Source organism: Bordetella muralis (genome assembly GCF_054781015.1).
Genome location: NZ_BAAGVF010000003.1, coordinates 400,505 through 414,855, shown reverse-complemented (window position 1 = coordinate 414,855; position 14,351 = coordinate 400,505). Strand labels below are relative to the sequence as shown.

The 14,351-nt window shown below is 59.9% G+C and carries 11 protein-coding genes; 5 read left to right on the top strand and 6 right to left on the bottom strand.

What is annotated here, in order from left to right; translation table 11 throughout:
- Position 1 precedes the first annotated feature (1 nt).
- The 5 genes from ACYVIT_RS06945 to gyrA form a co-directional block, all read right to left on the bottom strand.
- Complete coding sequence (locus ACYVIT_RS06945) at positions 2 to 907, bottom strand: prephenate dehydrogenase (RefSeq protein WP_415806373.1); 906 nt, start codon at positions 905 to 907, stop codon at positions 2 to 4.
- Positions 904 to 2,025: a histidinol-phosphate transaminase gene (gene hisC / locus ACYVIT_RS06940; protein ID WP_415806372.1), complete on the bottom strand. Its 1,122-nt coding sequence runs from the start codon at positions 2,023 to 2,025 to the stop codon at positions 904 to 906. Before hisC ends, ACYVIT_RS06945 begins: the two co-directional genes overlap by 4 nt.
- A 119-nt stretch (positions 2,026 to 2,144) precedes the next feature.
- Entirely contained in the window at positions 2,145 to 3,230 is a 1,086-nt protein-coding gene (pheA, locus tag ACYVIT_RS06935) for a prephenate dehydratase (RefSeq protein WP_415806371.1), read from the bottom strand.
- On the bottom strand, positions 3,223 to 4,356 hold the full coding sequence (serC, locus tag ACYVIT_RS06930; protein WP_415806370.1) for a 3-phosphoserine/phosphohydroxythreonine transaminase: 1,134 nt from the start codon (positions 4,354 to 4,356) through the stop codon (positions 3,223 to 3,225). The genes pheA and serC overlap by 8 nt, the downstream gene beginning before the upstream one ends.
- On the bottom strand, positions 4,353 to 7,010 hold the full coding sequence (gene gyrA / locus ACYVIT_RS06925) for a DNA gyrase subunit A (RefSeq protein ID WP_415806369.1): 2,658 nt from the start codon (positions 7,008 to 7,010) through the stop codon (positions 4,353 to 4,355). The genes serC and gyrA overlap by 4 nt, the downstream gene beginning before the upstream one ends.
- Positions 7,011 to 7,389: 379 nt before the next feature.
- On the opposite strand from gyrA, the gene ompA reads away from it, so the two are divergent.
- The 5 genes from ompA (at position 7,390) to ACYVIT_RS06900 (ending at position 13,777) form a co-directional block, all read left to right on the top strand.
- Entirely contained in the window at positions 7,390 to 7,974 is a 585-nt protein-coding gene (ompA, locus tag ACYVIT_RS06920; RefSeq protein ID WP_094820395.1) for an outer membrane protein OmpA, read from the top strand.
- 91 nt (positions 7,975 to 8,065) lie between these two features.
- Positions 8,066 to 8,791, top strand: coding sequence for a bifunctional 2-polyprenyl-6-hydroxyphenol methylase/3-demethylubiquinol 3-O-methyltransferase UbiG (gene ubiG, locus ACYVIT_RS06915; RefSeq protein ID WP_415806368.1), 726 nt, complete (start codon positions 8,066 to 8,068; stop codon positions 8,789 to 8,791).
- Positions 8,788 to 9,462 carry an HAD-IA family hydrolase gene (locus ACYVIT_RS06910; protein ID WP_415806367.1) on the top strand — a complete coding sequence of 225 codons (675 nt, stop codon included), beginning with the start codon at positions 8,788 to 8,790 and terminating at the stop codon, positions 9,460 to 9,462. Before ubiG ends, ACYVIT_RS06910 begins: the two co-directional genes overlap by 4 nt.
- Before the next feature lie 353 nt (positions 9,463 to 9,815).
- The gene (locus tag ACYVIT_RS06905; protein WP_415806366.1) at positions 9,816 to 10,997 is read left to right on the top strand and encodes an MFS transporter; all 1,182 of its coding nucleotides are present in this window, start codon (positions 9,816 to 9,818) and stop codon (positions 10,995 to 10,997) included.
- Positions 10,998 to 11,155: 158 nt separating this feature from the next.
- The gene (locus ACYVIT_RS06900; RefSeq protein WP_415806365.1) at positions 11,156 to 13,777 is read left to right on the top strand and encodes a hypothetical protein; all 2,622 of its coding nucleotides are present in this window, start codon (positions 11,156 to 11,158) and stop codon (positions 13,775 to 13,777) included.
- A 235-nt stretch (positions 13,778 to 14,012) separates the two neighbouring features.
- Here ACYVIT_RS06900 and ACYVIT_RS06895 read toward each other — a convergent pair whose 3' ends face one another.
- A complete protein-coding gene (locus tag ACYVIT_RS06895; protein ID WP_415806364.1) occupies positions 14,013 to 14,144 on the bottom strand; it encodes a hypothetical protein in 132 nt (43 codons plus the stop codon).
- Positions 14,145 to 14,351 lie beyond the last annotated feature (207 nt).

Genomic DNA, 14,351 nt, shown 5'->3' with positions numbered 1-14,351 from the left:
ACTACTCCTTGCGCCAATTGCGGCGCGCCTGAGCGGCCTGCAACAGCATTTCCTCGAGAGCCGCACCGTCGCCGTCTGCCATGGCGCGCTCCATCTGATCCAACACCTCGCGGACGGCCTTCAACTCGGTATGCAACGCGTCACGATTAGAGAGAAAAATGTCGCGCCACATCTCAGGCGAACCCGCGGCAATACGCGTGAAATCACGAAAACCCGACCCTGCCAGGGACAACCGCAGCGCGGCGTCATCAGCGTTGGCAACCTGCGCCATATATGCAGCCGCCAACAAATGCGGCATATGGCTGACCGACCCCAGCACCCGATCATGCGATTCGGCGTCCATCTCGATCACGCGTGCGCCGCACGCGCGCCACAAGTCACGCACGTGTGCGACCGCCGCCGGCGCATTTTCTGGCACGGGCGTCAAAATCACGGTGCGATCCCGGTATAACCCCGCATCCGCTGCCGAGGGGCCGCTGCGCTCTGCGCCGGCAATCGGATGGCCAGGAACAAACTGACCGATACGATCGCCCAACGCCGCGCGCGCTGCCTGCACGACTTCGACTTTGGTGCTGCCGGCATCTGTCAACACGGTATCCGAGCGCAAATGCAGACGCAACTGCGCCAGCATCTTGGCCAGGCCGCCTACCGGCGTCGACAACAAAATGACATCGGCCTGCGCTGCCGCCTGTTCCGGTGTCGCCACCGCATCAATCAGTCCCAACGCCTGCGCCTGCGCCAGCGATTGCGCATTGCGCCCTACCCCCAGCACCTGGCCCACCCGTCCGGCACGGCGCAGTGCGAGCGCGGTCGAACCACCGATCAACCCGACACCGACGACGGCCAGCACAGGAATCAGGGGGCCATCGGCCCCCTGTGCAACGGACGCAGAAGTTTCGCGTGTCATGCCGCCAAAATTTCCGTCAATGCAGTGATGAAACGCTGGTTTTCCTCAGGCAGGCCGACCGTAACGCGTAGCCATTCGGGCAAACCGTCGCCCGCGACCGGGCGCACAATCACACCGCGCTTGAGCAACTCGAGATTGACACGCGCGGCATCGCCCACGTGGACCAACACAAAATTGCCATAGCTGGGCACATAACGCAGCGACAGACCATCAAAGGCCTCACTCAACTGCTGCTTGCCTGCCTTGTTCAAGGCATAAGAACGCTCTAGATAGTCTTTGTCGGCCAGCGCTGCAATCGCAGCCGCCTGGGCCAGCGTATTGACGTTAAACGGCTGACGGACGCGGTTCAGCAAATCGGTCAAGACCGGTTGTGCAACGGCAAAGCCCACGCGCAAGCCCGCCAAACCGTAGGCTTTGGAGAACGTGCGGGACACAATCAAATTGGGATATTGGCGAACTAACGCCACGCTGTCGAAACGGAGTTCGGGATCCAGGTATTCGTTGTAAGCCTCGTCCAGCACCACTGTCACACGATCGCCATGAGCCGCATGCACGCGCTCCAGGAAGGCCGCAATCTCCGCGCCGGGCACAAAGGTCCCCGTGGGATTGTTGGGGTTGGCGATGAACACCAGACGAGTGTCATCCTCGATCGCTGCAAACATGGCGCCCAGATCATGACCGTAATCACGCGCCGGGACCTGAATATGCCGCGCGCCACGGGCCTGCGTGGCCAAGCGGTACACCGTAAAGGCATGCTGAGCGTAGACCGACGACGTCCCGGATTCCAGCAGTGCCAACGCGGCAATCTCCAGAATGTCGTTCGAGCCGTTGCCAAGCGTGATCCAGCTCGCGGGAACGCCATAGCGCTTGGCCAACGCCGCCTTCAGGTCAAAGCCATTGGGATCCGGATAGCGTGCCAGGGAGTTGGCCGCGGCAACCAGTGCCTCACGTGCCGATGCCGGCATACCCAGCGGGTTTTCATTCGACGCCAACTTGATGATGGTCGCCGGATCCAGACCGAACTCGCGGGCGAGTTCTTCGATGGGTTTGCCCGCCTGGTAGGGTGCGATAGCGCTGACGTGAGCAGGAGCGGTCAACGACTTGTTTGCGGTAGTCATGAGTATGCGCGAGAGCTAAGAAAGTGACTGCGGAGCCGCAACGGCACTGCGGCAAAATCAATGATGGGTAATGACAGGAAAATCGCCACAGGCCGGGCGAACACACCCAGCCCTGTCAATCACTGCGCCGGATACGACCCCAAGACTTTGAGGAACGCCACCTGCGACTGCAAATCTGCCAATGCGCGCGCCACTTGCGGATCATCACGATGGCCCAGCACATCAACGTAAAAATAATATTCCCACTGGCCCGTGCGGGCGGGACGCGATTCGAAACGCGTCATCGACACGCCATTGGCCGCCATCGGCGCCAGCATGTCATAGACCGCCCCGGCGCGATTTGGCACAGCCAGAATCAGGCTGGTTTTATCCTTTCCACTGGGCAGCGGCTGCATATCACCCACGGCCAGAAAGCGAGTACGGTTATTCGGATCATCCTGAATACCGGCCTCCACGATTTGCAGATTCCACGCAGGGGCTGCCGTTTCGCCGGCAATCGCCGCAATCGCGGGATTGCTGCCGGCCACACGCGCCGCCTCGGAATTACTCGACTCGGCGACACGCTCCAGGCCCGGATAATTGCGGCTCAGCCATCCCTGGCACTGGGCCAGGGCTTGTGGATGCGCGGCGACGGCGGTGATGCCTTCCATGGTGCCCGACTGCGTCATCAAGCAATGACGGATATCCAGGGAACGCTCGCCCAGGATCTTCAGCGAGGTGCTCAGCAGCAAATCCAGGCTGCGATTGACCGCGCCTTCTGTGGAGTTTTCCACTGGCACCATGCCCACATCCGCCTGGCCCGCCTCGACCACACGGAAGACTTCGTCGAAAGACGGACACGGCAGGGGCTGCACCGAACGGCCAAAATGCTCGAACGCAGCCTGCTCGGAAAACGAGCCACGCGGCCCCAGATAAGCCACCGTCATGCCGCGTTCCAGACCACGGCAGGCCGAAATGATTTCCGTCCACACCGATGCCACGGCATCACGGGGAAAGGGGCCGCGGTTGAGCTGCTGCAAACGGCGAATGACCTCGGCCTCGCGCTCCGGGCGCAGCACGGGGCCGTCAGCCGACGCCGCATGCTTGACCTCGCCTACGTCCAGCGCCGCACGAGCGCGCTGCGACAGCAGTTCGAGGATCTGGGCATCGATCGAATCAATACGCTCGCGCAATGGCTTGAGCTGGGCCTGCAGTGAATCATCCATAACGGCGCTCGAACTCTTTCAAGTAATCCACCAACGCTTGTACGCCCTCAAGCGGCATCGCGTTGTAAATAGAGGCGCGCATGCCGCCCACGCTCTTGTGACCCTTGAGTTGCATCAGCCCGGCGGCGTCCGCACCTTGCAAGAAGGCATCATTCAACGATTCGTCACGCAACACGAACGGCACATTCATGCGCGAACGCACCGGCGTATGAACCGGGTTGCGGTAAAACGACGTGCCGTCCAGATAGCCATACAGCAGTTCTGCCTTGGCGCGGTTGGCCGCCTCGATGGCGGCTACGCCGCCCTGGGCCTTGATCCACTTGAATACGAGGCCAGCGACATAAATCGCAAAAGCAGGCGGTGTGTTGTAACGGGAATGCTCTGCCGCCACATTGGCGTAATCAAACGCCGACGGACAAATCGGCAGGGACTTGCCAATCAAGTCGCGGCGCGCCAACACCATGGTGACACCGGCGGGGCCGGCGTTTTTCTGTGCGCCGGCAAACATCAGGCCGGTACGCGTCACGTCCAGCGGACGCGACAGAAAGTGCGACGAGGCATCAACGACCAAGGGCACGTCCGGCGCCCCCAGCGCAGCCATGTCCGGCCAATCCAGGAACTCAACGCCATGAATGGTTTCGTTGCTGCACAGATGCAGATAAGCAGCCTCAGGGCGAACGTTCCATGTTTGCACAGGAGGCACCCAGGTCCAGGACGCCTGCTCGCGTCCGTCGATCTGCGTCGCGACGCCGCTGGTCGCAGCAATCTGCACATCGCCGTAACGCCCGGCCTCTTTATGGGAACGGGTAGACCAATGGCCGGTCAGCACAAAGTCCGCGGCAGCATAGCCACGGCGGCCGATCAAGTTCATGGGTACGATCGCGTTCTCGCCCAGACCGCCGCCCTGCATGAACATCACGGCGTAGTCCGCCGGCACGCCCAGCAGTTCGCGCAAATCGGATTCCGCGGTGTCGCAGATCTGCACGAAATGCTTGCCGCGGTGGCTCATTTCCATCACGGACATGCCGCTGCCGTTCCAATCCAGCATTTCGGCAGCGACCTGCTGCAATACCACTTCAGGCAGAGCCGACGGGCCCGCCGAAAAGTTCCAGGGACGAGCCATCATTGCTCCGTAGGTTCAGTCGGTTCGGACGAAACATCGTTGTCGCCATCAGCGTCCGGCGCCTCGGAGTCTTCGCCATCGACGTCGTCCGCATCGCTTTCGACCACGCGACGCACGCCCGACAGGCTGCTGCCGTCATCGACACTGATCAACGTGACGCCCTGCGTCGCACGGCCCATCTCGCGGATCTCGCCGACGCGAGTACGCACCAGCACTCCGCCCGTCGTAATCAACATGATTTCGTCAGACGGCATGACCAGCACGGCACCGACGACCTTGCCATTACGCGACGAGGTCTGGATGGCGATCATGCCCTTGGTGCCGCGGCCATGGCGGGTGTACTCGGTAATCGAGGTGCGTTTGCCGTAGCCATTTTCGGTGGCGGTCAGCACGCTTTGCGACTCGTCACCGGCGACCAGCAGCGCAATCACCGTCTGGCTGTCTTCGAGCGTCATGCCTCGCACACCACGTGCATTACGGCCCATCGGTCGCACATCGTTTTCGTCGAAACGCACAGCCTTGCCGGCATCCGAGAACAACATGACATCATGCTTGCCGTCCGTCAGATCAGCGCCGATCAGGTAATCGCCTTCGTCCAGGCCCACGGCAATGATGCCCGCCTTGCGCGGATTGGAGAAATCCGACAATGGCGTTTTCTTGACCGTACCGCGCGAGGTGGCCATGAAGACGAACCGGTCTTCGCTGAATTCCTTCACGGGCAGTACAACGGTGATCTTTTCGCCGTCGACCAAGGGGAACATATTGACGATAGGCTTGCCGCGCGAGTTGCGCGTGCCTTGCGGGACCTCCCAGACCTTGAGCCAGTACACCCGGCCGCGATCAGAGAAGCACAACAGATAATCGTGCGTATTGGCAATGAAGAGCTGGTCGATCCAGTCATTCTCCTTCATCGCCGTCGCCTGCTTGCCGCGCCCGCCGCGTTTTTGCGAACGGTACTCGGACAGAGGCTGGCTCTTGATATAGCCGGCATGCGACAACGTCACCACCATGTCAGTGGGCGTAATCAGGTCCTCGGTATCGAGCTCGGTCGCATTCATTTCGATATCCGAGCGGCGCGTGTCCTTGGCGCCGGTCGAGAACTCGGCCTTGATGGCTTGGAGTTCCTCACTGATGATGGTGGTAATACGCTCGGGCTTGGCCAGGATATCCAACAAATCGGCGATCGTCGCCATGACGTCCTTGTATTCGCCGACGATCTTGTCCTGCTCCAGGCCGGTCAAGCGTTGCAGACGCATGTTCAGGATTTCCTGAGCCTGCGTGTCGCTCAAGCGATACAGACCATCGCCTTGCAAACCGAAGCTTTCGTGCAAATCATCGGGACGGAATGCCGCCCGGCCACCCGCCGCATCGAGATCCGCGCGCGACAGCATCTCGCGCACCAGAGACGAATCCCACGAACGCGACATCAGTTCCTGACGCGCGACCGGCGGGGTCGGGGCGGCCTTGATGATGGCAATGAAGTCATCGATATTGGCCAGCGCGACCGCCAGACCCTCGAGCACGTGGCCGCGTTCGCGGGCCTTGCGCAGTTGGAACACGGTACGGCGTGTCACCACTTCGCGACGATGCTGCAGGAAATAGCTGATCAACTGTTTCAGATTGAGCAGTCGGGGCTGGCCATCGACCAGCGCCACCAGGTTCATCCCGAAGGTGTCCTGCAACTGCGTGTTCTTGTACAGATTGTTGAGAATGACCTCGGGCACCTCGCCGCGCTTGAGCTCGATGACCAGACGCATACCGTCTTTGTCAGACTCATCACGGATATCGGAAATACCCTCGATCTTTTTCTCGTTGACGAGCTCGGCGATACGCTCTTGCAACGTCTTTTTGTTGACCTGGTAGGGAATGGCGTCGACCACAATGGCCTGGCGATTGCCCTTTTCCATGTCCTCGAAGTGCGTCTTCGCGCGCATGACCACGCGGCCACGGCCCGTGCGATAGCCCTCGCGGACCCCTGCCATGCCGTAGATGATGCCGCCGGTCGGGAAGTCGGGCGCGGGAATGATTTCGATCAACTCGTCGATCGAGCATCCTGGATTGCGCAGGCAATACAAGCAGCCGTCGACCACCTCTTGCAGGTTGTGCGGCGGAATATTGGTGGCCATCCCCACCGCGATCCCCGAGCTGCCGTTGACCAGCAGGTTGGGCAGGCGCGAAGGCAACAACAGCGGTTCTTGTTCGCTGCCGTCGTAGTTGGGGCCGAAATCCACCGTTTCCTGGTCGATGTCGGCCAGCAACTCGTGGGCGATCTTGGCCAGACGGACTTCGGTGTAACGCATGGCCGCGGCACTGTCGCCGTCGATCGAGCCGAAGTTACCTTGTCCGTCGACCAACATATAGCGCATGGAAAAATCCTGCGCCATACGCACGATGGTGTCGTACACCGACTGGTCACCGTGCGGGTGATATTTACCAATAACGTCACCAACGATACGCGCGGACTTTTTGTAGGCGCGGTTCCAATCGTTGTTGAGTTCATGCATCGCGTAGAGCACGCGTCGGTGCACGGGCTTGAGGCCGTCGCGCACATCTGGGAGCGCACGTCCCACGATCACGCTCATGGCGTAATCAAGGTAACTGCGGCGCATCTCTTCTTCCAGCGAAACCGGAAGCGTCTCCTTGGCGAAGGAATCCATATATATAGCGACTGAATCGAGTAAGAGAAACCCGGGCTGGGTAAACAGGAAATTCTATCATCCGATTCCCTCGAGCTCCCTTGAGCCTAATTCGGAGCCTCCGACACACGCCCATCGACGGCCTTACGGGCCACCTTGTTGCCAAAAACCAACATCCCTACCTCCCCATAAGAAATAAAAGCTCATATCGAGTGCCAATGCCGTCTTCCAGGGGAGCCAAAGATCATCAAATGCCTTAAGATTGTTTCCAGCACGCAGGAGACTCAGTAGCGATTCTTTGAACCTTTTCCGAGCATTGCTATACTGACCCCGTTTCCTGATATGCGGCGGGGATTCGCTGCGAGTCACTTATCCAGCTTCAAGCTCAACGAGGAGAAACATGAACAAACCCTCCAAATTCGCTCTGGCGCTCGCCTTCGCCGCCGTTACGGCTGCCGGTGCTGCTTCCGCGCAAACCGTGGACAACTGGCGCAATCCGTTCGGCGACGTGTGGATGAACGGCACGAATGAACTGTGCTGGCGCGATGCATTCTGGACGCCGGCCACCGGCATCCCGGGCTGCGATGGTGTACCGGTCGCTCAAGCGCCCGCTAAGCCCGTGCCTGCGGCCACCAAGGTCGTGTTCAACGCTGACACGTTCTTCGACTTCGACAAGTCCACCCTGAAGCCGGAAGGCCGTCAGTTGCTGGATCAAGTTGCCCAGCAAGCACAAGGCATCAATCTCGAGACCATCATCGCTGTCGGCCACACCGACTCGATCGGTACCGAGAAGTACAACCAAGGTCTGTCCGAGCGCCGTGCTGCTTCGGTCAAGGCTTACTTGGTTAGCCGTGGCATCGACCCGAACCGCATCTACACCGAAGGCAAGGGCGAACTGCAGCCCGTCGCTTCGAACAAGACGCGTGAAGGCCGTGCCCAGAACCGTCGCGTAGAAGTTGAAATTGTCGGCAGCCGCAATCAGTAATTGATGCGCTAGCCGTTACAATGAGGGGCCTCGCTTGCGAGGCCCTTTTTTCATTCCGGCGTGTCACGGCACGCCGCACTGCCTGCTGCTCATGACTGAATCCGCCTCCTCGACTCGTCCCGGCGTCAACGCTGACCAAACCGAATTAGACAAATTCGCCGCCTTGGCCGCGCGCTGGTGGGATCCGGAAAGCGAGTTCAAGCCCCTGCATGCCATCAATCCGCTGCGATTGGATTGGATCCAGGAATGCGCAGGCAGCCTGGCCGGAAAAACAGTATTGGACGTGGGATGTGGCGGCGGCATTCTGTCCGAGAGCATGGCCGCCACAGGCGCCACCGTCACCGGCATCGATCTCGCCGAACGCTCGCTCAAGATCGCGCGCCTGCATGGCCTGGAATCCGGCATCAAAGTCGACTATCGCGCCGTCCCAGTCGAGGATCTGGCTGCCGAACAAGCTGGTCACTACGATGTAGTCACGTGCATGGAAATGCTGGAACACGTGCCCGACCCCGGCTCCGTTGTTCGCGCCTGCGCCGCCCTGGTCAAACCCGGCGGCTGGGTGTTTTTTTCGACGCTGAACCGCAACGCGAAATCCTTCCTGTTTGCCATCCTCGGGGCGGAATACGTCCTGAACCTGCTGCCGCGCGGCACCCATAGCCACGACCAGTTCATCAAACCCAGCGAACTGGCGGCATCGGCCCGCCAAGCCGGCCTGGAGCCGACCAGCATGCGCGGCATGGAATACAACCCCATTACCAAGGTATACCGCCTGTCGGGCGACACCTCTGTGAATTATCTGATGGCCACCCGCAAATGAGCGCACTGATTCTGTTTGATTTCGATGGCACGCTGGCCGATACGGCCCCCGATCTGGCCGCTGCCGCCAATCGTCAACGCACTCGCCGCGGCCTGGACGCCCTGCCCTACGAAACCCTGCGTCCCGTCGCCTCGCAAGGCGCTCGCGGATTGTTGCGTGTCGCGTTGAGCATGCTGCCCGACCATCCTGAATACGAATCCACGCGGCTGCAGTTTCTGGAAGATTACGCATCCAACTCTACGGTACACAGCCGGCTGTTCCCAGGCATCGCCGAATTGCTCCATGGCATTCGTGAACGCGGGCACGCCTGGGGCATTGTCACCAACAAAGTCACCCACCTGACGCTGCCCATCGTAGAGTTTCTCGGTCTGACCCGGGACAGCGCTGTCCTGGTATGCGGCGACACCACGGCGCATTCCAAGCCTCACCCCTTGCCGCTGCAGCACGCCGCGCGGGAGGCCGGGTACGCGGTTGACCGCTGCGTGTATGTGGGTGATGATTTACGTGACGTCCAGGCGGCCCATGCGGCGGGCATGCCCGCCATCGCCGCAGCCTACGGCTACCTGGGGCAGGACGAAAACGTCATCAGTTGGTCGGCCGAGGCCACCGCCAACACCCCTGCCGATCTCTGGGAAGCCATTGAGCCCCTGCTGCCCCGCGACGCGCGCTGACATCAGCCGCTACCCTGACATAGTCACCGTAGCGGCAACGTCGATGTCTGCATGATTGTTCGTCCCAAACAAACAGTCATGCCAAGCCTTTCGTCTTTATCCCTTCATTAAGTCCTATTAAAGTACGGGTTATCCCTGCATTAGCGATGACTCCGTCGCCTATGTTTACCGTAGGCGGCGGTAGGTCTATTCCCTGAACGCTCTCAGACAGGCATCCGGCTGCGCCCCGCTGGCTTTTTCCCGGCGGGCAAACAGCGTGCGACGTAATGCCTGAATGGAGGGAAACGCGATCACGGTCCCCAAGCCTGCCGACACCTTTTCTGCCGCGTCTCACCAACGCGACATATCAAATCATGCTGCTACCTATTTTGTTGCTTTCCACTGCGGGGTTCACCATTCTGACGACAGAGTTTCTGATCGTCGGATTGCTCCCTCCACTCGCGCGCGATCTGAATGTCACGGTGTCCCTGGCCGGGCTGCTCGTCACGCTGTTCGCCTTTACGATTGCCGCCGCCGGTCCGTTTCTGACCGCGCTGTTGAGCAACATGAATCGCAAGCGGCTTTTTATCGGGACATTGGTGCTGTTTGGCCTATCCAATACGGTCGCCGCGGTGGCCCCCAACATCGGCATCATGGCTTTGGCGCGTTTCGTGCCGGCCCTGGCTTTGCCGGTGTTCTGGTCGCTGGCCAGCGCGACAGCTATCGAATTGGCCGGCCCCGCTCGTGCGGGCCGAGCCATTTCCATGGTGGGATTCGGCATCGTCGCTGCCACCGTGTTTGGCATTCCCATTGGCGTACTGATTTCCGACGGCTTTGGCTGGCGCACCGCTTTTGGCGTGCTAGCCGTCGTAGCGTTCGCCAAGGCATTGATGTTGTGGGCTTTCTTTCCTCGCCCGCCGCAGCAGACGCAGCAAGTCAAACTGCGCACGCAATTAAGCATTCTGCGCGATCCGCACGTCATCGGGCACGTCCTGCTGTCACTGATGATCTTCACCGGCATGTTTACGGCCTACACCTATCTGGCCGACATGCTGGAGCGTCTGGCCGGCTTCAACGGTCAATGGGTAGGCTGGACCATGATGGCATTTGGCGGCATCGGGCTCATCGGCAATCTGGTCGGCGGCAGATTGGCCGACCGCAGCGCCCTCGGTGCCACGCTGCTGTTTGCTGGCTTGATGACCGTTGGCCTGATCGTGCTGGGTCCCGTGATGCGTTCGCCCGGATTGCTCGCACTCGCGTTAGGCCTTTGGGGCGTCGCCCAGGCAGCGCTCTTTACGGTATGCCATGTGCGCGTCATGAAGTCCGCACCCAATGCGCCGGCATTTGCCGCTTCCTTGAACATTTCCGGAGCCAATACCGGCATCGGCATTGGCGCGATCGTGGGCGGTTACGTCATCGACCACTATGGATTAGTTTGGCTGGGTGCAACGGCCGCAGCGATTGTGCTGGCCGCCATGGGATTAGGAGCAGCCCTGGCCATCTCGAGCAAGCAACGCGCACGAAGGGCAATTCCGCCCTCCTGTGCGAACGCGTGAGCACAGACGCCTTGTGATAGCGGCTCTCTCATGAGCCGCCATCACAAGGGCAAGCTCCGGCAGGATTCGTTCGGCCGTTCGATCAAAGAACAGCCCACCCGATTCGCCAAGCGCTTGTAGGTAATAATGCGTCGTCGACAACACCTAACAAGCCGAATATGTCTGGAGACAACTCCCCCCGGTTCAAACGCTACGCGCTGACAATCACACTGATTTATCTGCTGATACGCGGTCTGCCGGAGCTGCTGTTCTTTGTCTTTTACCTGCTGCCCGAGGCGACCGTGCAGTCGCTGGTGCAAACGCATAGCGTCTGGCTGCGCCACCTCTATCCGGTCGTGCCGCTGCAGATACTGAACCTTCCGCTCGGGTTTCAGTATGCCCTCACGTTAGTGCCGGTCTTGATGATCGAATGCCTGCTGGTGTTTCTGTTCAGCGCCTGGCTCATCCACCGGCGTCCGTGGACAACACAGCGCCAAGGCAACGATGTTCGGTGGATCGTTTTGGTCCTGGCCACGCTGATATGGTCCTATGTTGTCCGGTTGCAAATACTCGGACACTTCCAACACCTTTGGGTCGACGAACTGCAAACCCTGCAGGCCAAGGGAGGCGACTGGTTCGAGCTGATGCCTCCCCTCCTGTTGCAGGCGAACAGGTCTATCACCACCCTCATCTACGCCACCATGCCCCTATGGGCCTGGGTGCCCGTCTGGCTGCATTTCCTGTTCGCGAAAAAGCCCGTCGACACAACACACACCACTCTCGCAGAGGACAATCATCTCGCCGACCGGGCGGCACCACTGCAAAGAAGCATCGCCTTTGTGTCCTTTTTATTGGGATGTCTGGGGCTGCATGTTGTGCTGGCTTTGCTCACCTACATCGGACTCTGGCCATGGGCCGCTCAACTGTCGGACATACAGTTGCCGCTGGATGTGCTCAATGGACTGAGCCTGCCGCTATCGCTGAGCCAGATCGTATTTGCCAGCCTGATATGCCTGTTGGCAGCGACGATTTATGTACGCCGCCTGACAATCGCCCGGCCGAGCACTTTCGGACTCGTCATCAAGCCGCTGCTGTCCGGTGTTGCCGCGTATCTGTTGACCAGTTTCCTGATATTGGCGCTGGTATGGGGCTGGATGTGGCTCAACCCGGGATTCATCGAGTCATTGCCGCGCGAGCTCACCCGCAATCCCGAGAACGGCCTGGCGCTCGCCATCGTCCTCAACCTGGCGGCGATGGTATTGCTGTGCCTGGCCAGCGGCAGATTTCGTCAATCGCCACGGCGCTGGACAGGCGTGTTGGCCGTCCTGATGCTTTGCGCCTGCATTCCACTGTACATAGGCTGGACCCTGGCAAGTACCAACATGGGCACTGCAGGAGGCAGGCCAGGCATGGCCGTAACCGGCAAACTCGGCGACGCGCGGTGGCGCTCCATGGAGCAATGGTGCACAGGCGTTGTCGAAACCCGGCACGGGACGTGGCTGGTTGGACGAAACGAAGCGTCCACGGGCTCCCCGTCTTACATCCCCAAGGGTATCCCGGATCTGAGCGCACTCATCCTGGGTGAAGACAAAGCAGCCTCTCAACGTCCTTTCAGCCTGTTTGATTCTCGCGCCGTGTTGACCACCCTGTCGTTACTGCAGGATGACGGCACATTCAAAATGGTCGCCACCGTCCCTGACGTCACTTGCCTGGTGGTATCACCGAAGTCCGAGACCCTGTTCCTGTTCACCGGTATGGACCGGCCCGGGTCGTCGTCTCCTGCGTTGCCCGAAAAAGAACAAACCGCCATCTTCCGCTCTACAGACCATGGCGCCACCTGGACCTGGCTGGAATCGGGCTTCATGACCGAGGTCGATGGGCTGGCCTGGAATATCAAGCCTACCTTTTCCTCGGATCAGGACGTCTGGGCCTGGGGCAAAGAACCGCCGAGCGAAGACGAGCCCGCCGGGATCTGGGGCCGCCCAGAGCCTGCGCCTACCCGTCGCGACGCCAACGGCAAGGAAACCAGGCCAACGGCCTTGTTCTACTCATCGGATCAAGGGCAAACCTCGACCGTCATCTACAGCCCCGAGCCCTTGATTGCGCCGGTCTCCTATCTGCAGGAAATGACCGGGCAACCCACTGCCGATTTTTCGATGCGGCGGGACATGGATCAAGAGCGTTTTGTCGTTCAGGTCAGCGACACCCAGGCTTATGCATGGGCGTCAGAGTTCATGTGGTATTCCGTCGGCGAAACCCAGCATCGAACCATGCTGATGACGCGGGCGACGCTTTCGCGCCCCGATCCCTCAGGCGAATGGCAGATCACCAATGTCACGCGCCACCCGCACTTGCGCGTAGACCATCTGTCGACTTCGCGCGATGGCCGCACCTATGCCGTCCTGCACGACAAAGACGGAGAATGGCTGGCCAAGCTCGATACCCAAACCGGCGAATGGATCGAACGTCAGAAAACGCCGTCGGTACTGCCGGATTGGATGGCTGAAAATCGCACGTCGGCGCGCTATTTCTGGAATAACGGGGACTATCAGGTGGTGAGCGAATGGGGTGACACAGTCGTGCCCCGGTTACTCATCCCGTTCTCGAGAGACCGCGCAGAGATCGACACAGATGCGCATTTCTACACTCGGGATGGCGGCCGAACCTGGCATCAGTTGGCGATTCCGGGCTATCTGGGTGTGATGGGCCTCTCGCCGACGGGCAGCAAGCTGTATTGGAGCAAAGGAGATTGGTATGAGGATGATGAACCGATGCAATGGCAATATGACTTGGCGCAATAGACTGCCCGTGCACTAGACGCAGCGATCAAGTGGGCGTCCGGGCATCCGTCACCCGGCCCCAGCCAGTGCTGCACGCCTTTTTTTATGATGCTTGGTATTTATTTCGGCTGCATTCAGCGCAACGCCGAAATATGCCAGCGTGGTGTTCGTGGCGACCTCGTCGCCATGTAATCCTGTCGGGCATGTCAGCATCATCGTCCGGAGAGCGCCGGACATCATCTCTTGTTATTTTAAATTACTTCTTTTTATCCTCAAAAATAACAATTAAACTCACGGCCTGATCAAAAACTGGCCCCTTTTCCCCTGCAGATTCGACCATCGTCGTCATTGGTGTGGCACGGGAACAGGATTGCTGACGTCGCTGCATCAACGCCTCCTACCCTCTCTGGCAGTCGGGTGACTTATCGCCGCCCGAGGCGCCCTATTGGGAAATCCTCATTTGGCGTAGCCGCGGCCCAGGCTCCTCTGCATTGCTACTCGGTCACACACGGCTACTCTGATGAAAAAAACGACGAAGTCTGCAGTATCGATCACAGTCACTCTTGATTGCCTTTCTCCCGCATCAGCATCTTCG